The organism is Microvirga subterranea, from assembly GCF_003350535.1.
In the GTDB taxonomy this organism is placed as follows: Bacteria; Pseudomonadota; Alphaproteobacteria; order Rhizobiales; family Beijerinckiaceae; genus Microvirga; species Microvirga subterranea.
Genome location: NZ_QQBB01000013.1, coordinates 1 through 22,485 on the forward strand (window position 1 = coordinate 1; position 22,485 = coordinate 22,485).

The window sequence follows — 22,485 nt, forward strand, 5'->3', positions numbered from 1 at the left end:
ATCTTTCCGGCCCTGGCCTTCGGCGCGATCTATATCGGCATGTTCGCCCGTCCGTTTGGGCCAATTCCGGCACTCTACGGAACCTTCGCGCTGCTTGTCCTGATCTGCTCGGTCAAGACGCTGCCCTTCACATCACGCACCGGAATCGCGGCGCTGCTGCAGATCGACAAATCGCTGGAGGAGGCGGCTCGTGTCCAAGGCATCGGCTGGTTCCGCCGCATGGTGCGCATCATCGTGCCCATCGCCGCAGGCGGGCTGCTCTCCGGCATGCTCCTCAGTTTCATCAGCATCATGCGGGAGCTGTCGCTCATCATCCTGCTCGTGACACCGTCAACCAACGTTCTCGCTGGCGTCATCTACAACTACCAGAACCAGGACATGCCTCAACTCGTCGGCGTCGCGACCGTGCTGCTTGTCGCCATCGTGATTGCGGTCAACCTGGTCGTCCGTGCCTTATCGACGAAAGCGAGGGTTGGGGCGGCCTGACCGCGTCATCCGGACCGTTCGATACAAAGAGAGACGAAGGAGGAAGCCCATCATGACACCGACATTCCGCAATGCCAAAGCCTGGCTCGCGGCTGGAGCCCTGACTCTTGCTCTGGCGGCGCCGGCCCTGGCGCAGCAGGCTGATCCCAAGTGGGATATCTGGCTGCAGAAGAGTCAGCTCGGCCCTTACCAGAAGAACGAGAACTGGGACGAGGTCGTCACGAACGCAAAGAAGGAGGGCGAAGTCGTCGTCTATTCCTCGACCGGCACGATGCTGAAGGTCGCCGAGGACTTCGCGAAGTTCTACCCGGAGATCAAGGTCAAGGCCTATGATCTGGGTTCTGAGAAGACCATCGAGAAGATCGTGCGCGAGCACCAGGCCGGCGTCTATGCGGCCGATGTGGTCTATTCGGGCGGAACCGAGCAGATGGTGTTCGATCTGCTCCCCAACCACCGCATCGTCAACTATGTGCCGTCGTATCTGGCGGACAGGATTCCCGCCGAGCATCGCGAGCCGCTGCTGACGCATGTGATCGAAGCTTACGGCATCTTCTATAACTCGGAGGCCCACCCGCAGCCTCCTATCAAAACCATCTGGGAGCTCACCGAGCCGCAATGGAAGGGCCGCTTCTCGATGAAGTCGCCGGCGGGCTCTCTCACCACGCTGATGACGCTAGCCGCCATCGTCGAGCATTCCGATGAGATGCAGAAGGCTTATGAGGAGCATTACGGCAAGAAGCTCGAACTCTCGCCTGGCGTCGAAAACGCGGGCTACGAGTTTCTGCACCGGCTGATCGGCAACGACATCGTCATCTCCGACAACAGTTCGAAGATCGCGACGGCGGTCGGTCTTCGCGGGCAAGCCAAACCCCCGATGGCGTTCTCAGTCATCCACTATCTGACCAAGAACCAGACCGACAATTACGCAAACGCGATTCCCTACGATCTGAAGCCCGCGGCGCTGTACTCGTATCCCACCTATGTCGCGGTTGCCGGACAGGCGCCGCATCCGAATGCGGCGAAGCTCTTCGTGGCGTTCCTGATGGGCAGCAAGGAGCTCAATGCCAATTCGGAGCTCAAGCCTCCGTTCAGGTCCGGGAAATCGCTGGAACTCCTGCAGGGCATGGCCGCCTTCTATCAGGTCGGCACCTTCTCGCCGCGCACGGACGTTCCGCCGCCGCCCCATAGCGAGATGTGGCCTAAGGCCCGCAAGCTCACGGCGTCGCCTGAATTCGTGAAGGACAACATCGCGAAGATCAGCGACTTCTGGCTGGCCGAAACGAGCCGATAACCTGACCTGAATGGCTTCCGCACGAGAGAGTGCCCATGTCTGAAATCACCCTCAGAAACATCACCAAGTCGTACGGAAGCCATCTGGCTCTTCCGAGCCTCGACCTCGACATCCCGAATGGCAGCTTCGTGACCTTGCTCGGGCCGTCGGGCTGCGGCAAGACCACTACCTTGCGCGTCATCGCTGGCCTCGAGCAGGCGACGACCGGCGAGGTCGTGCTCGGCGGCAAGACGGTCTACTCCAGCCGGAGCGGCGTCTTCGTCCCGCCCGAGCGGCGTGGCCTCGGCTTCATCTTCCAGAGTTACGCCCTGTGGCCGAACATGAAGGTCGACCGGAACATCATACTGGCGCTCTCGGAGGCGAAACAACCTGCGCATGTGATCGAGGAACGACTTGCCGAAGCGCTCGCAAAGGTCCAGCTGACCGGGCTGGCGGACCGTTATCCGTCCGAGCTGTCGGGAGGCCAGCAGCAGCGGGTAGCCGTGGCCCGCCTGATCGCGGCCCGCAACTCGATCCTGCTGATGGACGAGCCGTTGTCGAACCTGGACGCGAAACTCAGGACCGAGATGCGCACGGAGCTGAAGCGCCTGCACCGAGAGCTGGAGGCCACCACGGTCTACGTCACGCATGACCAAGTCGAGGCGCTGACCATGTCGGACATCATCGTGGTGATGAAGGACGGCATCATCCAGCAGCAGGGGTCTCCGTACGAGATCTATCACAATCCCGCTAACCTCTTCGTCGCCGAGTTCATCGGCGATCCCAGGATCAACCTCCTCGATGGCACCTTGGCGACCGTTGGAGGCGAGCGCGTCGTGCGCTTCGAGGACACTGCCATTCCCGCACCTATGGGACTGCAGAGCCTGGACGGCCCAGTCACGTTTGCGATCCGTCCGGAGAACATCGCAATCGTCGAGCGGCAGGGCCCATCCAGCCTGCCGGCCGAAGTCGATATCGTCCAGCCCACCGGATCGCAGACGATTATCTCGCTCTCGGTGAAGGGCCGCAGGGTGACGGCCCTCATTCCGCGCTTCGAGACCTCCCTGCCGAAGAAGAGCATCTGGATCGAGTTCCCGCTCGACCAACTCACCTTCTTCGACAAAGGCAGCGGAACCCGGCTCCCGCTGGCCCAACCTGTCGGTGCGTCCCACGCAGCCTAAAGGCGGCCCCGCCGGAGGCTAGCCTGTCAGGTATTGAACCAATCATGCGGGCAGTCTCGCCGCGCGGGTGTTCGCAGCAACACGATCTGAAGTTTAGGATACAAGTTTTGATGGCGACCCAGTTCAACTTTCCACGTTCCCCAATGAGCCTCATCGTCGAAGACCTTCCCCCGTTTGGAGTGAAGCTCTTCGTCGGCGATGCCAATGCCGCGTCGGACAGGGCCCTGCTCGAGGGCAACGACATCGCTATCGTGGTGAACTGCGCCGTCAACCTCGACATCGACTACACGGCCGGCTTCGGAGGCTCAGACGTCGCATCGCCGCATGGGCCAGTCCGGAACTACAAGCTCGGCCTTATCGACGATGCCGGCAATCCGGACACGATGCTGCTCGCCGGCTATTATCTGCTCGATGGCGCCCTGCATCAGAAGCTGCCCGACCGCTACACCTATCCCCACCGCCGTCGCGGCAACGTTCTGCTGCACTGCCGCGGCGGGCGCAGTCGGTCGGTGATCCTGGCGGCCTTGTATATTCACATTCAGTTGCCCGACCGTTTCCCGACTCTCGAGGCGGCCATCGATCATCTGCGCGTCACGCGCGAGCTTCAGCCTGCCGAATGGATGGAGACGCCGAAGCCGATGCTGATCGAGGCCGCACGTCACGCCGCCACGTGGATCCGGCGGATCGAGCACGAGAAGCATCCGGCACCGCAGCCCGTTTCATCCACCCGTTAAGCAGGACATCCATCATGCCTATCTCCAGCACTGCGAGAGTCGCTGATACCGCCGCGCCTCCGGCAGAGACATCAGATCTAAGACTGTCAGTTGCATGCGCGGTGGCACGCGAAGCCGGTGCCCTGGCCCGCCGCCGGTTCAATGGCCGACCCGGCGCGACCGGCATCAACCTCAAGGGGCACCAGGACTACCTCTCGGCTGTCGATGCAGAGGTCGAGGGTTTGGTGCGTGGCCGATTGCTGGCGAGCTTTCCGGAGGATTCCTTCTTCGGTGAGGAGGGTGGGGGATCGTTGGATAATAATGTCTGGGTGGTGGATCCGATCGACGGCACCGCGAACTTCGTGCGCGGGATTTCGCAGTTCTGCATCTCCATCGCCTATGTCCGCGACGGCCAGACACAGATCGGAATCATCTACGATCCGATGCATGATGAACTGTTCGCGGCGGAGCGTGGAGGGGGCGCGACCCTGAACGGCGAGCGGATCCAGGTCAGCGGCCTGAGCGACATGCAGTCCGCCACCATCGAGGCCGGCTGGTCGACCCGACTGCCGCTCAACCTCTACGTCGATCTCGTTGGCCGGATCCTGGCGGATGGGGCGGGTGTCCGCCGAGGCGGCTCGGGCGCCCTGGCTCTGGCCTATGTAGCGGCGGGGCGGATCGACGGTTATTGCGAGCTACACATGAATTCGTGGGATGCCCTGGCCGGATTGCTGTTGATCGAAGAGGCGGGCGGCTCGGTGAACGACTTTCTCGCAAACTCGGGTCTGCGGAACGGCAATATCGTTCTTGGATGCACGTCCGGCTTGAGGAACTCTCTCGCTCGACTGATAGAAATCGTCTAACTCCATTTGGAACTTCGAACTTGGAATAACGGACCTGCCGCTGACGGTCGCGCGAGGTCCAGCCCTCCTAATCTGTTGAAAGTGATCGCATGCTGTTCTCAACCCATCAGGCCGATGTTGTGGATCGAGTCCTGCGCGCAGCAGCGAGCGCGGAGATCATGCCCCGCTTCCGGAACCTGTCCTCCCACGAGGTCCGGCAGAAATCGTCACCCATGGATCTCGTGACGGATGCGGATGAGGCGGCCGAGCGGATGATCGCCGACGGTTTGCGGCAGGCATTCCCTGATGCCGTTGTGATCGGTGAGGAGGCCGCGGAGCGCGATCCATCCCTGTTGAACACGCTGGCAGATGCGGAACTTGCCTTCCTGATCGACCCGGTGGACGGTACCAAGAATTTCGCCTCTGGCCTCCCGTTGTTCGGGGTGATGGTGGCGGCTGTGGTCCGAGGAGAGGTGGTCGCTGGTTGGATTCATGACCCGATAGGCCACGACACGGCGATAGCCGTTCGCGGGGAGGGGGCCTGGATCGAACAGGCCGGCGGTCGTATCGACCTCCGGGTTGCGTCCTCGGTTCCCGTCCAGGAGATGGCGGGCTGCGCGTCCTGGCATTATATGCGGGATCCCATGCGGTCTGTCGTGGCGGCGAACCTCGCAGGCTTTGGTGCCGCCGCATCCTATCGCTGCGCGGCGCACGAGTATCGGATGGCGGCCGCCGGGCATTGCCACTTCCTTGTCTACGCGAAGCTGATGCCCTGGGACCATGCCGCAGGCTGGCTGCTCCATCGCGAGGCCGGCGGCTACTCCGCACGGTTCGACGGATCACCCTATGGGCCCACCTTCCACGAGGGAGGCCTCATATGCGCTCCCGATGCGGAAAGCTGGCGGAGAATCCGGGAAACACTGTTCGAGCCCGCCTAGGAGAGCCCTACGATCTGTAGGGCATCTCTGTTGCCCAACCTTGGCCCAATGCCTGCTCTGGACCAAGGACAAATCAGTTCCTTGCTATTGCCGGGATCTAGCCGCCGCTGACTGGTCTTGCTTCAGTTTAGTGGAGAGCGGTTTTGTAGCGGTCCGGCCAGCCTTTCAAATTGAACCGGGCTGACATAGTCCAGGGTCGAATGACGCCGGACGGGATTGTAGAAGCCATCGATATTACGCCCAATCGCCGCCTTCGCCTCAGCTCTCGTCTGGAAGACGGTGCGCCAGACCAACTCGGACTTCAAGGTCTTGAAGAAGGTCTCGACCACCGAGTTGTCGTAACAGTTCCCTGTCCCGGACATCGAGATCCGGATGCCGTGCTTCCTCAGCTCGGCCTGATACGCGATCGAACAATACTGGCTGCCGCGGTCCGCGTGGTGGGTCAGCCCCTCACCGGGTCTGCGGATCGCCAGCGCCTCGAGCGCGAGTTCCTTGTGCAGCCGGTCACTCACCGCCCAGCCAACCACCCGCCGAGCAAATAGATCGAGGATCACAGCCAGATACAGCCAGCCCTCGTTCGTCCACACGTATGAGACATCGGCGTTCCACTTCTGGTTCGGGCGCTCGGCCGAGAAATCCTGCTCGAGCAGGTTGGGTGCGATCGGAAAGGCGTGGTGGCTGTCAGTGGTGCGTTTGAAGCGCCGCTTCTGCCGCACCTTGAGGCCATTCTCCCGCATCAGCCGGGCGGTCCGACGGCGACCGACTTGCAGTCCTTCATCCTGCAACTCGCGGGTCATGCGTGGACTGCCATAGGTCCCCTTCGAGAGGGTGAAGGCCGAGCGGATGTGGGCCAAGAGGATCAGATCCTCCCGCTGGCGCGGACTGGCCGGACGAGAGCGCCAGGCGAAGTAGCCGCTGGGGCTGACATCGAGGACGTGGCACAGACGGGTGACGGGGAAGCTCTCTTTCGCCGCATCGATGAACCGGAACTTCATCGACTTCCCTCCTTGGCGAAAAAAGCTGTTGCCCGCTTCAGGATCTCCCGCTCCTGACGCAGGATCTCGTTCTCGCGCCGCAGCCGCTTCAGCTCGGTCGCCATGTCCTCCTGCCGCTCCTCGGGCGGAGCGTCGATCTCGTGCTCACGGCGACGGTCGATCCAGCTGCGCAGGGTCGACAGGCCGACGCCGAGATCCTCAGCAATCGCCCGTCGGCTGCGGCCGCTGGTCAGAGCGAGCCGCACCGCATCATCCCGAAACTCTCTCGTAAAGCGTGTGTGGGGCATGGAGCACCTCCTGGATTATAAGAAGTGCTCTCCACTTTCCCGAAACAAGTCCACTTAGCAGAAGCCTTTCACCCTGGATTAAAAGAGGCTTGGACCTACCCGAAATTGTCAGGATATATAGTTCCTAAGGTCTGCAAGTGGCACTCCTTAGACGTTAGAGCTTGGTCCCCATCGGAGCTTGAGAGCTGACGTTCGCTGGGTGGCCGGAACGTGGAAGTCTGACCCGAAGCGATCATTGATTAATCATGCCACAGAAAAATGAATGCGAACCGAAAGCTCACCGGACAGCTCGGAAGTATCTGTCCCGGTAACGAAACTTCTGCCAATGGCTTGATAGCATCGCGGCTTCTTGAACAAGTTCCTCAAGGTCCACGATGTGCTTGGAAACCATAGAGGGCATTGCGCTCCACAGAGGCATGAACGCATCAGCCCAAGCATTTATGCCTTACTCGAACCCACTACATCGCCACACCTTCCAAATAAGCACGCACCGCTTGAACGTCGTCAGAACGAGCCGTCAGGCCGACATACCCGTCAGGCCGCACGAGCCATAACACATCTTCGAACGGACCTGTCCCGGTTCCAACGACCAATGCCGGAAATTGCCTTGCCAGAGATTCCGTAACGGACGCCTCTCCCACGAGGGTGAAGCCGGGCACGCTTCCCGATCCGACAGGAGCCACATCCGCCTTGATCGGCGGCCACCGCTCGCCGGCAGCCGGTCCGCCCTTGATGCTTTCCGCTCCGGGAGCCGAGACCGAGAGCGGGCTCTTCAAGTAGGCGATTTCGACCTCTGCCAGTGTCTGAGCAATGCGGTGTTGGACCTGTGGGATGTCGAGGGCAAAATGCGCGATCTTGTTGCGGATGGCCTGGGCGATCGGATTGCGAAGGACTGCCGCATCCGTCATCCGCGAAGCATTGCGCAGGACCACGTCGCCCACCGCACTGCGCTCGGGCGAATAGCTTTCCAGGAGCGAAGGCTTGCATGTCCCGCGCGCCACCATGGCGAGCTTCCATGAGAGGTTGAAAGCGTCCTGCATACCTGTGTTCATACCCTGTCCGCCAGCAGGGCTATGAATGTGAGCAGCATCTCCGGCCAGGAAGACCCGGCCTCGTCCATAGTCCCGTACCTTGCGCTCGTTAATCCGGAACGCTGCAAGCCAGATCGGGTTGCTGAGCACAATGCCGCCGGGGCCTCTCCGGTCCACCAGAGCCTGGACGTCGTCCAATGTCGGATCGGCATGATGGCCGTCATCGCCCGCCGGACCTAGATCGGCGATAACACGGAAGCGCTTATCGCTAATTGGGAAGACTGCGAGGATGCCATCGGAGTGCCAGAAAATGGCGATCCTGTCGGGATCCTTCAGTCCGGTAATCTCCACATCGGCCAATGCCCAGTCGCTGGGCTGAGTCGAACCCTCGAACGACATTCCCAAGCCATGCCGCACAGCGGAATGTGCCCCGTCGCAGCCAACAAGCCATTGGGTCTCGATGACCTCGTTTTGGTCATCGGGCCGCAGGATCGTCGAGAGCACACGACCGTCTCTCTCCGCGAACCCGGTCAACTCGACCTGACGCTCGACCGCGACGCCAAGCTCCTTGAGGTGGGTCTCCAGGATGCGCTCGGTCTCACTCTGGGGGATCATCAGGGCGAACGGGTAGGGGCTGTCGATGCTATCGAAGCTGACCCGCGCGATCGTCTCAGGACCATTGGAGAACTGCGTTCCGTGACATGTCTGGCCTGCATCGAGGAACTGCCGGACAAGACCCGCGCGGTCGAGCAACTCCAGTGTCCGGCTCCAGATCACGAGGGCTTTGGACTTGTCCGTACGGGAGGCTGCCTTGTCGACGATCCTGATGGGTACTCCGTAACGGGTCAGCTCGATGGCCATGGTCAGGCCGACAGGGCCGGCTCCCGAGATCAGAATGCGGGTGTCGTCAGTCATTGCGAAGGTTCCCGTGCGATTACTGATCAATAGAACTGGATCGTTTTTGAGAAGCAATGCCGAGTTGAGCTTGGCGTGAACGGGATCCGGTCACCGCAGGCACTCGTTTGGTGATGTGCTAAGAGCAAAGCAGTATCGCCTCATCCGCCTTCAGGTGGTCCCGGATCACTTGCGCTCGTGATGGTGGCTGCACGGCGGGATTCGACTAAGTCCGCAATCCGCGAAGGTCGGCAGATGGCACACCTGAGACGTAAGCTCGAAGGCAGCAATCCTCATTGAAGCGGACGTTCCCAAATCGCCGGGAGTCTCGGTTCCCGACCCCGGAGCCGACTCAGGGGCCAGTTCTATGCACGGCCAAGCTGTCATGTGCTGTTCAGGCCAGCGATCTGTCCCCTTGCTGTGTCACAGATGGGCACTACTTCACCTGAGCCATGGCAAACCGCATCTCACAGAATATCTCCCTCACGGCCGAGCTGAGCGCATTCATCGCATCGCGCGTCGCCTCAGGTGATTACCAGAGCGCCAGCGAGGTCGTTCGAGCCGCCCTGCGCCTCCTTCAGCGTGACGAGGCTCCCAACCGTCCGGAGCAACGTCCGCCCCGAGTCGCCCGGACGCGCCATGCAGGGCGATGATTTGGATCGGTTCGGCGATCGTGAAGCCCACCGGGAACTCCAGACCGAAAGCTTGAGTGACGTGATCGCCCGGCCTGAACCCGAAGGCGCTTCCAATACCAGGAACGCTAAAGAGATGGCCCGCCTGGATGCGGCGCTCGCCATCGCCAAGCTTGGCACCTTCGACTGGAACGTTCGCACGAACCAGGTGCTGCTCGATCAGCGCAGCCGCGAGATGCTCGGCTTTCCCCCACACGAGCCAGTCACGGCTCGCGATATCTTCGAACGCATCGACCCGCGTGATCTGGACCGCGTCTCAACCGAGGTGCAGGCTGCCCGCGAACAGCAGGCAAGCCTGGAGACCGAGTACCGCATCAAACATCCCGACGGCACGATCCGCACCCTGATCAGCATCAGCAATGCTGTTATGGGCACGGATGGCGGGCTCGAGCGGATGATCGGCGTGTTCAACGATGTGACGGAGCGACGACGGGTGGAAGCCCTGCTTCGCGCCGAACGCGACCGCAGCCGCGGCATCCTCGACAGCATGGGCGAAGGCTTCGTCCTGGTTGGTCCGGACTTTCAGGTCCTCGACATCAATGGCGCGGCCCTGCGGATCGAGAACCGCCCACGCGGGGAGATCGTCGGCAGAAGCTTCTGGGAGGCGTGGCCCGGCAGCGAGGAGGCGGAGCTCGGCCGGCTGTGCAAGCAGGTCATGACCGAACGCGTACCGGGGCGGCTTGTGCACGAGTATGTCTGGCCCGACGGTCACAGGGCTTGGCTGGAGCTGCGGGTCTACCCATCGCAGGACGGGCTGGCGCTGTTCATGCGGGATGTAACGCAGCAGAAGCAGGCCCAGGCCGCCAATGCCCACCTGGCCGCCCTGGTGGCCGCCTCGGGTGACGCGATCATGAGCTTTGCGCCCGATGGCACGATCCTGAGCTGGAATGCGGCGGCCGAGCAGGTCTTCGGCCACACCGCCGAAGAGGCGATCGGCCAGAAGGTGTCCATTCTGGTGCCGGAGGACCACGCGCATGAGCCGAACCAGTTCTTTGCACGGGTGCGCGCGGGCGAGGTGGTCACGTTCGAGAGCGTCCGGCGCCGCAAGGATGGCAGCCTCTTTGAGGCGGCGCTCTCCCTGTCTCCCATGCAGAGCTCTGAGGGCGAAGTGATCGGCGTCTCGGCCATTGCCCGGGACATGACTGACCGCAATCAACGGGAGAAGTCGCTGCGCGACAGCCAGCGGCGGCTCAATGCCGTCCTCAACAATGCGACCGTTGCGATCTTCCTGATGGATGACCGTCAGCACTGCGTCTACATGAACGCGGCGGCCGAGCGGCTGACCGGCTACACCCTGCCCGAGACGCTGGGACGTCCCCTGCACGAGGTGATCCATCACACCCGTCCGGACGGGAGCCATTTCCCCCTGGAGGAATGCGCCATCGACCGTGCCTTTCCGGAGGAGCACCAGACACAGGGCGAAGAGGTGTTCGTCCATAAAGATGGCAGTTTCTATCCGGTCGCCTTCACGGCCAGCCCAATCCAGGATGAGGGCAGCCGGCCGATCGGGACGATCATCGAGGTGAGGGATATCCGAGCCGAGAAGCAGGCGCAGGTGGATCAGCGGGTTCTCATCAACGAGCTCAATCATCGAGTGAAGAACACCCTGGCGACGGTGCAGTCGATTGCCGCCCAGACGCTGCGCAATGCGTCCAGCACGCAAGAGGCCAAGGGGGCCCTGGAGGGGCGTCTGTTCGCGTTGTCGCGGACCCATGACGTGCTGACGCGGGAGAGCTGGGATGGAGCGGATCTGTATGACATTGCCGCCCAGGCGGTGGAGCCCTATTCGAACCGGAGTGAGGACCGGCTGCACCTGACCGGCCCTCACGTCCGGCTGCCGCCCCGCATGGCCTTGGCCCTTGCCATGGCCTTCCAGGAGCTGGCGACGAATGCCGTCAAATATGGTGCTTTGTCCATGGCGGGCGGGGAGATCCGCATCACCTGGGAGGTTGATCCCGCTGATGCACGCACGGAACTTCACCTGTGCTGGGAAGAGCGTGGTGGACCTCCCGTAGAGGCTCCGGCGCGGCGGGGGTTTGGGACGCGGCTGATCGAGCGCAGCCTGGCGCAGGATCTCGGTGGTGACGTGCGGATCGAGTTCGCGCCAACGGGGGTCGTGTGTACGGTCGCGGCGCCCCTCAACGGTTCCTGAGTATGACTTTCGTCAGGCGAGCGTCTGATGCCGGGATGGTCGCGGGCTGCTCGTGAACGCAATCCATGGACGTCCGGGTGCGCAGCATGGGATTACGTCAGCCGACGGTCCGCTCAAGCAGGGAACATCGGGCGCTCCTGTTAGGCAGGAATCATCGCTATCTGACCCCAAGCCGACCTTCCGGCTCCTGGACTGATGAGGACAAAGTAGATCTCTCTGAGGAGCCGTGCAGGGCGAGCAGATCAATCAATCATGCTCAGATCAGCACCAGCCCTTGTTTTCGGCAACCTGTCGCCCATAACGCTACAGTCGGCCTGTTCCCAAGGTTAAGACCATGAAAGCCTCCCAAGCCGCTCTTCTAGTGCCTCCGACCCATCCAGGCTGGATCTTGCGGGATCGGATCCTACCTGGCCTTGGCCTCTCCGTCAGCCAAGCGGCTCGCGAGTTGCGCATCGCGCGTCAGACACTCCATCGCGTTCTGGCCGGTACGGCCGCGGTTAGTCCCGAGATGGCCACGCGTCTGGCTCGTCTCTCGGGCACCACCCCTCACTTCTGGCTCGACCGCCAGCAACAGCACGACCTCTGGCAGGCAGAGCAGACGCTGCAAGGCGTGCTGCATCTGATCCCAACCCACACCCTCCCGGCCGCTCTTCAGAAAGAGATTGGACTTCGTCATGACCGCTAAGGCTCAATCCCCTTCCAAAGCGCGAACCGGGGTTGAGGGGTTGGACGACATTCTCGTCGGAGGCTTGTCCCCTGGCCACGTCTACCTCCTAGAGGGCAGCCCCGGCACCGGCAAGACCACCATCGCGCTTCAGTTCCTGCTTGAGGGGGCCAAGGTGGGGGAAACCGGGCTCTACATCACCATGTCGGAGACCGAGCGGGAGCTGCGTGACGGTGCAGCGTCCCATGGCTGGGATATTGGCGATGGCGTTCAGGTGTTCGAACTCGTCCCGCCCGAGAACCTTCTCGATGAAGAACACCAACAGAGCCTGCTCTACTCATCCGATCTCGAGCTCGGAGAGACCACCAAGGCCGTGTTCGAGGCCATCGACCGAACCCAGCCGGTCCGGATCGTGATCGACAGCCTGTCCGAGATCCGCCTCCTGGCGCAAAGCTCTCTGCGCTATCGCCGTCAGATCCTGGCCATGAAGCACTACTTCGCTCGCCAGGGCGCGACCGTTCTCCTGCTGGATGACCTCACCACCGACACGAATGACAAGACCGTTCACAGTCTCGCCCATGGTGTCATCCGCCTGGAGGGGCTGACGCCCAATTACGGCGCCGAGCGCCGCCGTCTGCGCGTGATCAAGTACCGCGGCCAAGCGTTCCGGGGTGGCTTCCACGACTTCATCATCGCCGAGGGTGGCGTGCAGGTCTTTCCACGGCTTGTCTCCAGCGAGCACAAAACAGGCTTTGCCCGCCATGTGCTCACCAGCGGCATCGACGAACTCGACATGCTCCTGGGCGGCGGCATCGAGCAGGGCTCCAGTACCTTGATCATGGGACCTGCGGGTTCCGGCAAATCCCTGCTGGCTGTGCAGTTTGCCGTCTCGGCCGCCGCACGGGGCGAGAAGGCGGCGTTGTTCATCTTCGATGAGGAGCTTGGCTTGCTCATCGACCGCACCAAGCTGATGGGTATCGACCTGGATGCGCTGTGTGCCAGCGGCAACATGTTCATCGAGCAGGTCGACGCGGCTGAGCTCTCCCCGGGTGAGTTTGCCCATAGGGTCCGGGCTAGGGTTGACAGCAATAGCGTGAAGACCGTCGTGATTGACGGCCTCAACGGCTACCAGGCCGCCATGCCGGACGAGCAGTTCCTGACCCTGCATATCCATGAGCTGTTGCAGTACCTGAACCGGCAGGGCGCCTCGACCTTGCTGACGATGGCCCAGCACGGGCTTGTCGACGACATGAGATCCCCCGTCGACGTGACCTATCTCGCAGATACTGTGATCCTGCTACGCTACTTTGAGGCCTTTGGCCAGGTTCGGCGGGCAATCTCAATCATCAAGAAGCGGTTCGGCACGCACGAGAACACCATCCGCGAGATCCGGATCGACAACCGAGGCATTGCCATCGGAGAGCCCTTGGAGGGTTTCCAGGGCATCCTGCGCGGCACCCCGATCCTGGCCGAGGGTGACCGGGCCCGGCTGCTCGAAGATCGCTGACTATGAACAACGCTCTTCGCTCGCGTTCGCAGCGGGCGCTCATCCTGGCGCCGCACGGGCGGGATGCCACCATCGCTGTCGAGATCTTGGCAGCGGCGAAAGTCACGGCCGAGATCTGCCTCGATCTGCCGGCGCTGGTGCGCGAGATCGCGCAGGGTGCGGGCTTTGCACTTGTCACCGACGAGGCGTTCCACACCGCCGATCTGAAGGAGCTTTCCCGTTGGTTGTCGAACCAGCCGCCGTGGTCTGATTTCGCCTTCGTGCTCCTCACACGTCGCGGTGGCGGGGTTGAGCGCAATCCAGCCCTGGCGCGTCTCTCCCAGATCCTCGGCAACGTGGTGTTCCTCGAGCGCCCTTTTCATGCCGGCACGCTGGTGAGCGTCGCTCATTCCGCCCTTCGAGGACGGCTTCGGCAATACGAGGCACGGGCTCGGCTGGAGGAGCTGCACGATGGCGAGGAGCGGCTGAAAGCGGCGCTCGACAAGGAACGGCATGCGGTCGAGCATCAGAGGGTCCTCATCAATGAGTTGAACCACCGGGTGAAGAACACGCTCGCAACCGTACAATCCATCTCAGCCCAGACGTTGCGTACCGCGGACACGAAAGCGGACGCCCGTGAGGCGTTGGAGATGCGTCTGCTGGCCCTGTCCCGGGCCCACGACGTGCTCACCCGCGAGAGCTGGGAGGGTGCCGATCTGGTCGAAGTGGTTGCAAATGCCCTCAGACCTTATGAGAACCCAGGGGAGAGCCGTTTCCACATCAAAGGGCCGCATGTGCGGGTGACACCACGCATGTCGCTGGCCCTGGCGATGGCCCTGCATGAGCTGGCGACCAACGCGGTGAAGTACGGGGCGCTGTCCAACAAGACCGGCACCATTGAGGTATCGTGGGAGCTGCAAAACGGAACCGCGCCACCGCGGCTGAGCTTGCACTGGATCGAGGCCGGGGGGCCGCCGGTGGTAGCTCCGAGCCGGCGGGGCTTTGGGTCGCGTCTCATCGAGCGCACCCTGGCGCAGGATCTGGATGGTCAGGTGGCGATTGCCTTTCCTCCCACTGGTGTCGTGTGCACTGTCGAAGCCCCTGTGGCGTAGATCTGCGACTCCGGCCTGGAACCTGTGCAAGGGTTCCGTTCGATGCCCGTCTTCGAAAGTCGCTCTAAAGAACTTGGGGGAGAGACGGGAGGAGATACGGCGCAAAGTCCAAATGTCGCCTCCTGGCACGGGGCGGACCTTGGCCGTATCTCCGCAGTCGCGAGGTAAGCGGGCCTCTATAAGGCCAAGCTTAGGAGGTTCTTCTGATCCTTTGCAGACATTACCTGCGCCCAAGCGTTATTGTGTGAGGTCGAACGCTGAGTAAATCCCGCATGAGGACAGAAGCCATGTTGAGTGCAGGCCCCTGGCCGCAAGGCGAAGGCGAGATGGCCGCGCGCATCCGCAGCCTCGGCTGGGCCGACACGCCGCTTGGACCCATCGAAACTTGGCCGCAGTCTTTGCGGACTACAGTGGACCTGATCCTCGCCATGCCCGGGCCCGCGACGATCCTCTGGGGTCCGAAGCACGTTCAAATCTACAATGATGCTTACATCGCGATCGCGAAGGAACGGCACCCAGCACTGCTTGGCCGCCCCGTGGTTGAGGGCTGGCCAGACGTCTACAAATCCGTGATCGCCCCGATTCTGGAAAGCGCCAGCGCCGGGCGCGCAACGCGGCTCACTGGCTTTCCTGTCCCGCTGGCCGGGCTGGACAGTCGGCTGGAAGAGCGCGTGTTCGACACCGACTGGTCACCGATCCGCGACGAGTCGGGTGCGGTGGCCGGCGCGCTCCAGACGCTCGTCGAGGTGTCAGACCGATTGGAGGTTCAGGCCGCCCTGCGCGAGAGCGAGGCGAGGCACCGCCTCCTGATCGAGAGCTGGACGCAGGCGGTGTGGGAGACCGATGCCGACGGTGTTGTCGTCGCCGACAGCCCGAGCTGGCGCGCCTATACCGGCCAGACCCTGGACGAGTGGCTCGGCTATGGATGGCTCGACGCGATCCATCCCGACGACCGCGCCTATGCCGAGCGGCAATGGCGAGAAGCGGTCGCCGCGCGCGCGCTCGTCAATGCCGAGTTCCGGCTTCGGGCACCCGACGGCGAGTGGCGCTGGACCAACGTCCGCGCCGCCCCCGTGCTCGATGCTGAAGGGAGGGTCGAGAAGTGGGCGGGCATGAACATCGACATCGACGACCGCAAGCGCACCGAGGCGGCGCTGCGCGAGAACGAGGAGCGATATCGCACGCTGTTTGAGTCGATGGACGAAGGGTATCTGCTCAGCGAGGTCATCTTGGACGAGAACGACAAGGCGATCGACATTCGCTTCCTTGAGGCCAATCCGGCTGCGGTGCGGCTGGCTGGGCGGGACTTTACTGGGCAGCGGATGCGCGAGATCGATCCGCGTTATGAAGAATACTGGTATGAGGCTTACGGCCGCGTGGCACTCACCGGCGAGCCGATTCGCGCGGAGCATTACGCGGAGCCGCATGGGCGGTGGTTCGATTTCCGGCTCTCCAAGGTAGGCCCGCCGGAGAGCAAACGGGTCGCAAGCGTTCACCAGGACGTGACCGAGCGCAAGAGCGCCGAGCAGGCTTTGCGCGAGAGCGAGAAGAGGTACCGCTCGCTATTCGCGACCATGGACGAAGGCTATGCCCTTTGCGAACTGGTGCGCGACGATCAGGGTCGAGCGGTCGACTATCGCTATCTGGAAGTGAACCGCGCTTTCGAGACGCTGACGGGTCTGGCGTCATCACAGGTCAATGGCCGACTGCGCTCCGAGGCAATTCCCGTGCCAGACGAGCGCAGGCTCGAAGCATCTGCCCGCGTGATCGCCTCGGGCGAGCCGACCCGCCTGGAATATTTCAACGAGGGTCTCGGCCGCTGGTATGAAGTCGGGCTGTTCCCGCGGGAAGGAGACCAATTCGCCGCTCTCTTTGCCGACATCACGGAGCGCAAGCGCGCCGAGATCGCCCTGCGCGAGAGCGAGGAGCGGCTGCGGGATGTCCTCAACTCCATGGCGGAGGGCTTTGCCTTGCTCGGGCCGGACTTCACCATTCTCGACGTCAACACAGAGACGGTAAGGTTGGACGGCCGCCGCCGCGACGAGTTGGTGGGCCGCTCGCACTGGGACGCGTTTCCCGGGACCGAACACTCTCCTGTCGGGGCGCTGTTCAAGAGGGTGGTGCGAGAACGTGTGCCTGAAGCGCTCGAGCATCAGTACGCTTGGCCGAACGGCCGGGCCTTGTGGCTGGACTTGCGGGTGTACCCAACCCCCGGCGGCATCGCGATCTTCTGGCGCGACATCACCGACCGGAAGCGAGCGGACGAGGCTCTACGCGCCAGCGAGCAACGCTATCGCGCCCTGTTCGAGTCGATGGACGAGGCCTATGCCGTCGTCGAGGTGCTGAAGGGGCAGGACGGAACGTGGGCGGACTTCCGCTTCCTTGAGGTGAACCCGGCTTTCATCGAGCACACGTCGATGCCTTACCCCGTCGGAAAGACAGCCACCGAGTTGCTCGGCACGCCCAATCCCCGCTGGGCCCAATTGTACGGGCAGGCGCTCGACACCGGGAAGCCGCTGCGGGTGGAAGAAAGGGAACCGACGCTTGGCCGCACGTTTGACCTCAACATCTTCAGCCTGGACCGGCAGCAGAACCGCGTTGCGGTCCTGTTCACCAACATCACGGAGCGGCGCGAGTGGGAGGAACGGCTCCAGGTCCTGGTCGCCGAGCTCCAGCACCGCACCCGCAACCTCCTCGGGGTGGTGCGCTCCATCGCCGACCGGACGCTGGCCGGCAGCAGCTCGCTCGACGAGTTCCAGGAGCGCTTCCGCGACCGTATCGGGGCACTGTCGCGGGTGAACGGGCTGCTGTCGCGGCTTGAAGAGAGTACCCGGATCAGCTTCGATGAACTGCTCCAGGCCGAGCTGGCCGGGCACGGGGTCATGGACGGCGACGGGCATGGGCAGGTGACGCTGGAGGGGCCCACAGGCATTCGCCTGCGCTCGGCCACGGTGCAGACCTTCGCGCTCGGGCTGCATGAGCTGGCCACCAACGCGGTCAAGCACGGCGCGCTTTCCCTGCCCGAGGGCCGGTTGCTGGTCCGATGGGGCTTGGTCGATGGGAAGGATGGCGATCGACGGCTGCAAGTGGAGTGGCAGGAGAGCGGCGTGCCAGTGCCACCGCCCGCCCGAGGGCAGCATTACCGGAGAGGCTCCGGACGTGAACTGATCGAGCGGTCGCTACCCTATCAGCTTGGGGCTGAGACCTCGTACGAACTCACTCCGGAGGGGGTGCGCTGCACGATCATCCTGCCGCTCTCCACCACGCACCGGGAAGCCGAGCATGCCTGACCTTCTTTCTGCCCTGCGTGGGCGTCGCATCCTTGTGGTCGAGGACGAGTACATGATGGCCGATGACTTACAGTACGATCTGGAGAAGGCGGGTGCCAAGGTGGTGGGGCCGGTGCCCAGCGTGGCAGACGCCCTGAGGCTGCTGGCCACGGAGGACGCTATCGATGGTGCCATCCTGGACGTGAACCTCAGGGGCGAGAAGGCATACCCGGTTGCTGACGTCCTGCGCGATCGCGGCATTCCCTTCGTACTTGCGACTGGCTACGAGCAATGGGCGCTGCCGGGGGCCTACAAGGACGTGCCCCGTTGCGAGAAGCCCGTCGACCTGCGCCATCTGGCCAGAACTCTGTTCGGCTGAGCCTGCTGACCAGATCCTCTTCAGCAGAACGGCAGCTATTGGCACGGGGCCGACCTTAGCCGTACTTCCGCACTGCTTGGATGAGCGGACTTTCATAAGACCATTCCCAACGGCTCAGTTTGACCCGGAGCAGCCCTTCCAATCTGCTGGTGGACCACCCCCGTGCCCCAGATTTACCTGCTGTTGGAAACGCGTCATGCTGCGCTCCTGAAGATGCTTTGTGGGGCGTCCATGCATCGTCGTCATCTTGCGCCTATCCTTGCACTCGGGATTGCCGTTGACCTCGTCGCCAGCGCAGCGCAGGCGACCGAGGGCGGGGCCAGTCTCTATCTCCCGGGCCTCCGAGGCCCTCTGGCGGGCATCGTCCCGCCGCCCGGCTTCTACTTCAGCAGCGATTTCCTGGCCTACTCGGGCGAACTCAGCGGCGCCCGCCGCATCCAGATCGGCGGCGCGGTCTTAGCGGACGTGGAGGTCGAGATCCGGGCCGACTTCCTGACCGCCACCTGGGTCTTCCCCCTGGACGCGGTGAACGGCCGCATGGCCATCGGTGCCAGCCTGCCGCTGGGTGTGCCGCGGGTCAGCGCTGGTGTCCTGATCGAGGCACCACGGCTGGGACGCACCTTCGCGTTCAGCCAGCGCGACGCATCGTTCGTGCTCGGCGATCCGGTCTTGACCGGCCTCGTCGGCTGGGATGCGGGCAAGTTCCACTGGTCGCTCGGTGCGGGCGTCAGCGTCCCGGCCGGCGGCTACGAGGAGGACGAGCTCTCCAATCTCGCCTTCAACCGCTGGGTCGGCGACATCTTCGCCGCGGCGACTTGGTTCGACCCGGAGACCGGGTGGGACATCTCGGGCGCCGTTGGTTTCGAGATCAACGGCGAGAACCCCGACACTGACTACCGCAGCGGCAATGCCTTCCATGTGGACTTGGCCGTCACCAAGAACCTGACCAAGGAGTTCTCGATTGGATTGCTCGCCGGCTACTACGATCAGGTGTCGGAGGACCGTGGCGAGGGCAATCGGATCGGTCCCTTCAAGGGGCGGGTAACGGCGGTCGGCGCCTCAGCTACCTATAACCTCGAGGTCGCGGGCACGCCGGTGACGGCTAGGCTCAAGGTGCTGCGCGAGGTCGATGTTGAGAACCGTCCCCAGGGCACCATCGGCCTGTTCACGGTGGCGTTTCCCCTGGGCGGGCATGCCGCTCCCAAGACTGCCTCGCCCGTCGTCGCGAAGGATTGAGGCCAGCCTCAAGCGACGGGCCTCCCTCGTGACAAGGAGGTGATACGGTTGCGGATGCTCGAAAGGGGCCGATCAGGTCCGACGTGAACGCGGACGCGGCCGACGTTCCACACCGGAAGGGCACTGGTTCTTGCCGTCCCTGTCAGGCGGCCTAAGTCATAAGATAAGTAAAATGTCCTGCGTCCGACCTTGGCTCCGGCGAGCCACCTTTGATCGGCGGCTTCGTCGACGTCGCTCCTGAACCGCGTGGTTGCGTCAACCCAGAGGAGGAGCCTATGGACCTGCGCAACGGGCCGTCCGGGACACCCATAATGACCGTGATCGACATCTTCGCCTGGATCGTGCTGCTCGTGCTCGTCGGCACGCTCGTGGCAATCGTCGCGGCGCTCGGCATGATGCCGGGCCGCATCGCCCGCAAGCGCGGACATCCCTGGGCGGAGGCGGTGGCGGTCGGAAGCTGGGCCACGCTGGTGTTTGGGTTCGTGTTCTGGCCGCTGGTCCTGATCTGGGCCTATGTCGACGTGCCAGCGAGGCGGGAGACGCCGCGATGATCGTCGTCCTGCTCAATGCCTACATCGCCCTCCTCGCCCTGTTCGTCTGGCTCCGGTTCATCCCGTTCAACACGTTCTGGAAGCTCTCGCCGGTCCTGGTATTGCTTGCCCTCCTTATCGGCCTGTTCATTCCGATGGGCTGGGGCGCTCCCTCCGGACCCGCGGCGGTGATCCGCAACTCGGTTCAGATCATCCCGTCCGTGGCAGGGGAGGTCGCCGACGTCCCGGTCGCAGCCAACGAGCCGATCAAGGCAGGCGATGTTCTGTTCCGGATCGACCCGACCACCTACCAAGCCCAGGTCGACACCATTCAAGCCCAGCTCAAGTTCGCCGAACTTCGTCTCGGTCAGTTCTCCGAACTCCAGAGCCGTGACACCGGACGCGCCTTCGACGTGCAGCAGCGCGAGGCCGAGGTCGAGCAGTTGCGTGCCCAGCTCGAAGGCGCCAAGTGGAACCTCGACAAGACCACTGTGCGGGCTCCGGCCGACGGCTACGTCACCAATCTGGCGCTGCGCAAAGGGGCGAGGGTCACTGCCCAGTCCCCGGTGATGGCCTTCATCGACACCTCGGAGACCATCCTCGGCGTCGAGATCCCGCAGATCTACGCCCGCTACATCGAGGTCGGGCAGCCCGTTGAAGTCACATTCAAGCCGTTTCCGGGCGAGGTCTTCCCTGGGCGTATCGAGACGGTGTTGCAGGCCATCGCCACCGGACAGACGCAGGTCGGCGGCTTGGCCGTTGCTCCGTCAGAAATCCAGGCGTCGCCGTTCGCGGTCCGCATCCGGCTCGACGATCAGGGCGTGGCGCAGCGCCTGCCGGCGGGGAGCACGGGGCTGGCGGCGATCTACACCAACCACGTCACGGCCGCTCACGTCATCCGGAAGGTCGTCCTGCGGCAGACGGCGATCGTCAATTACATCAATCCGTTCTGAGCGGGATCGCGGCACACGGGAGAAGACAATGAAAGTGATGATCCTTGCAACCCTCGCTGCCATCGCGTTCGCGGCACCCGTGCGGGCGCAGCCAGCACCCATCTCCGACCAGGACATCAGCAACGCCTACATCTATCTGCTCGGCCGCCTGATGGTGACGCGCCAGCAGCAGCTCGACTTCCAGGAGGGCTTCAAGTGGAATGAGCTCCGGCACCGCAAACCCGGAGCCGTGGACTGGCCCAACCCGAACCTTGACGTCGCCTATTCCGAAGCCTGGGTCGCCGTGGATGAGGAAAGTTGCACGATCGTCACCGTACCAAAGGTCGAGGGACGCTACTATACCGTGCAGGTTCTGAATGGCTGGGGCGAGACGCTGGCCAACATCAATGAGCGCGTCTTTCCCAATCGCCCCTCCGGCGAATTCGCGTTGTGTCTGAGGGGAGCGAAGGCCACTCTACCGACCGAGGTGGTGCGCATCGACCTGCCGGTGAAGCATTCACGGATCCTGTCACGGGTCGAGTTGGGCGACGACTGGGACAAGGCGGTCGCCTTGCAGCACCAATTCACGCTCAGGGCCACCGGCAATCCTGCGCTGCCCGACATCCCGAGGACACCGATCTTCGAACTCGAGCAGTTCCCCGGCGTCGAGGCCTTCGATGCCGCCGAGGCGGCACTCGACAGCGAGCCGGACATCAATCCCGGCCTTGAGGCCATGCAGGAGAGGACCCGCGCCATTGCAAGGGCCGCGAAGGAACAGCCCGAGCGCGGCCGGATCGACCAGGTGATCCGCGAACAGGCCTTTGCCGAGATCGCGAAGGCCGGCACCCGCATCGGGCACGGGACAGTCCAGAACGGTTGGGCACGGCCAGGCGTGGTGGGTGAATACGGGATCGACTATCTCACCCGGACTCTCGTGAACTATCGCGGCATCTGGGCCAACGTCAAACCGGAAGTCCTTTACTACCGAGGCGGCAACGACTCCACGGGCGCCGAGCTCAACGGCGACAATGTCTACACGCTGACCTTTCCGAAGGACGAGTTGCCGTCCAGGTTTGCCAATTACTTCTGGTCGGTCATCGCCGTCGACAGCACACGCTTTCGCGTGCTGCCGAACCCGAGGAATCGGTATCTGCTGAATCGCGAGACCAAGCCCGAGTACAACGCGGATGGTTCGTTGACGCTGTATTTCGCGGACCAGAAGCCGTCGGACGCGCCGGACGGCAACTGGCTGCCGACACCGAAAGGCACGGTGTACCGCCTGACCTTCCGCTACTACGGCCCGACTGAGGGGGTCGCGAACGGCACCTACTACCCACCGGCACTGCGGCGGATGAACTGACCCGGGCAGGGAGAGGTGATGCAGCCATCGACGGGA

The 22,485-nt window shown here is 63.2% G+C and carries 19 protein-coding genes; 17 read left to right on the forward strand and 2 right to left on the reverse strand.

Features of this window, described 5'->3' with window-relative positions; genetic code table 11:
• The 6 genes from DES45_RS21800 to DES45_RS21825 form a co-directional block, all read left to right on the forward strand.
• The coding region (locus DES45_RS21800) for an ABC transporter permease (RefSeq protein ID WP_114772568.1) at positions 1 to 486 on the forward strand (486 nt) is incomplete at its 5' end.
• Positions 487 to 538: 52 nt separating this feature from the next.
• Positions 539 to 1,777 carry an ABC transporter substrate-binding protein gene (locus tag DES45_RS21805; protein ID WP_114772570.1) on the forward strand — a complete coding sequence of 413 codons (1,239 nt, stop codon included), beginning with the start codon at positions 539 to 541 and terminating at the stop codon, positions 1,775 to 1,777.
• Positions 1,778 to 1,812: 35 nt separating this feature from the next.
• On the forward strand, positions 1,813 to 2,937 hold the full coding sequence (locus tag DES45_RS21810) for an ABC transporter ATP-binding protein (protein ID WP_114772571.1): 1,125 nt from the start codon (positions 1,813 to 1,815) through the stop codon (positions 2,935 to 2,937).
• 110 nt (positions 2,938 to 3,047) lie between these two features.
• The gene (locus tag DES45_RS21815) at positions 3,048 to 3,671 is read left to right on the forward strand and encodes a protein-tyrosine phosphatase family protein (protein WP_114772572.1); all 624 of its coding nucleotides are present in this window, start codon (positions 3,048 to 3,050) and stop codon (positions 3,669 to 3,671) included.
• 14 nt (positions 3,672 to 3,685) lie between these two features.
• Positions 3,686 to 4,513, forward strand: coding sequence for an inositol monophosphatase family protein (locus DES45_RS21820; RefSeq protein ID WP_114772573.1), 828 nt, complete (start codon positions 3,686 to 3,688; stop codon positions 4,511 to 4,513).
• Between the two features lie 89 nt (positions 4,514 to 4,602).
• Positions 4,603 to 5,430 carry an inositol monophosphatase family protein gene (locus DES45_RS21825; RefSeq protein WP_114772575.1) on the forward strand — a complete coding sequence of 276 codons (828 nt, stop codon included), beginning with the start codon at positions 4,603 to 4,605 and terminating at the stop codon, positions 5,428 to 5,430.
• Between the two features lie 122 nt (positions 5,431 to 5,552).
• Here the strand turns inward: DES45_RS21825 and DES45_RS21830 are convergent.
• Both DES45_RS21830 and DES45_RS21835 read right to left on the reverse strand, forming a co-directional pair.
• A protein-coding gene (locus DES45_RS21830; RefSeq protein ID WP_425374302.1) for an IS3 family transposase occupies positions 5,553 to 6,712 on the reverse strand; the annotation gives its coding sequence in 2 pieces (ribosomal slippage) (positions 5,553 to 6,457 and positions 6,457 to 6,712; 1,161 coding nt in all).
• Between the two features lie 458 nt (positions 6,713 to 7,170).
• Positions 7,171 to 8,658: an FAD-dependent monooxygenase gene (locus DES45_RS21835; RefSeq protein WP_114772579.1), complete on the reverse strand. Its 1,488-nt coding sequence runs from the start codon at positions 8,656 to 8,658 to the stop codon at positions 7,171 to 7,173.
• A 431-nt stretch (positions 8,659 to 9,089) separates the two neighbouring features.
• Here DES45_RS21835 and DES45_RS21840 point away from each other — a divergent pair, with 431 nt between their 5' ends.
• From DES45_RS21840 to DES45_RS21890, 11 genes are all read left to right on the forward strand, one after another.
• Positions 9,090 to 9,290, forward strand: coding sequence for a type II toxin-antitoxin system ParD family antitoxin (locus DES45_RS21840; RefSeq protein ID WP_114772581.1), 201 nt, complete (start codon positions 9,090 to 9,092; stop codon positions 9,288 to 9,290).
• Positions 9,291 to 9,405: 115 nt separating this feature from the next.
• Positions 9,406 to 11,481 (forward strand): PAS domain-containing sensor histidine kinase, encoded by a 2,076-nt coding sequence (locus tag DES45_RS21845; RefSeq protein WP_170151596.1) that lies wholly within the window; start codon positions 9,406 to 9,408, stop codon positions 11,479 to 11,481.
• A gap of 334 nt (positions 11,482 to 11,815) precedes the next feature.
• A complete protein-coding gene (locus DES45_RS21850; RefSeq protein ID WP_114772585.1) occupies positions 11,816 to 12,166 on the forward strand; it encodes a HigA family addiction module antitoxin in 351 nt (116 codons plus the stop codon).
• Entirely contained in the window at positions 12,156 to 13,652 is a 1,497-nt protein-coding gene (locus tag DES45_RS21855; protein WP_114772704.1) for an ATPase domain-containing protein, read from the forward strand. Before DES45_RS21850 ends, DES45_RS21855 begins: the two co-directional genes overlap by 11 nt.
• 2 nt (positions 13,653 to 13,654) lie before the next feature.
• Entirely contained in the window at positions 13,655 to 14,743 is a 1,089-nt protein-coding gene (locus tag DES45_RS21860; protein WP_114772587.1) for a sensor histidine kinase, read from the forward strand.
• A 287-nt stretch (positions 14,744 to 15,030) separates the two neighbouring features.
• A complete protein-coding gene (locus DES45_RS21865; RefSeq protein WP_170151597.1) occupies positions 15,031 to 18,033 on the forward strand; it encodes a PAS domain S-box protein in 3,003 nt (1,000 codons plus the stop codon).
• Entirely contained in the window at positions 18,026 to 18,391 is a 366-nt protein-coding gene (locus tag DES45_RS21870; RefSeq protein ID WP_114772592.1) for a response regulator, read from the forward strand. Before DES45_RS21865 ends, DES45_RS21870 begins: the two co-directional genes overlap by 8 nt.
• 231 nt (positions 18,392 to 18,622) lie before the next feature.
• Entirely contained in the window at positions 18,623 to 19,627 is a 1,005-nt protein-coding gene (locus DES45_RS21875) for a SphA family protein (RefSeq protein ID WP_245571834.1), read from the forward strand.
• A 311-nt stretch (positions 19,628 to 19,938) separates the two neighbouring features.
• Positions 19,939 to 20,178: a DUF3302 domain-containing protein gene (locus DES45_RS21880; protein ID WP_114772708.1), complete on the forward strand. Its 240-nt coding sequence runs from the start codon at positions 19,939 to 19,941 to the stop codon at positions 20,176 to 20,178.
• Positions 20,175 to 21,110: an HlyD family secretion protein gene (locus DES45_RS21885; protein ID WP_114772594.1), complete on the forward strand. Its 936-nt coding sequence runs from the start codon at positions 20,175 to 20,177 to the stop codon at positions 21,108 to 21,110. The genes DES45_RS21880 and DES45_RS21885 overlap by 4 nt, the downstream gene beginning before the upstream one ends.
• Positions 21,111 to 21,138: 28 nt before the next feature.
• The gene (locus DES45_RS21890) at positions 21,139 to 22,449 is read left to right on the forward strand and encodes a DUF1214 domain-containing protein (RefSeq protein ID WP_114772595.1); all 1,311 of its coding nucleotides are present in this window, start codon (positions 21,139 to 21,141) and stop codon (positions 22,447 to 22,449) included.
• Positions 22,450 to 22,485 lie beyond the last annotated feature (36 nt).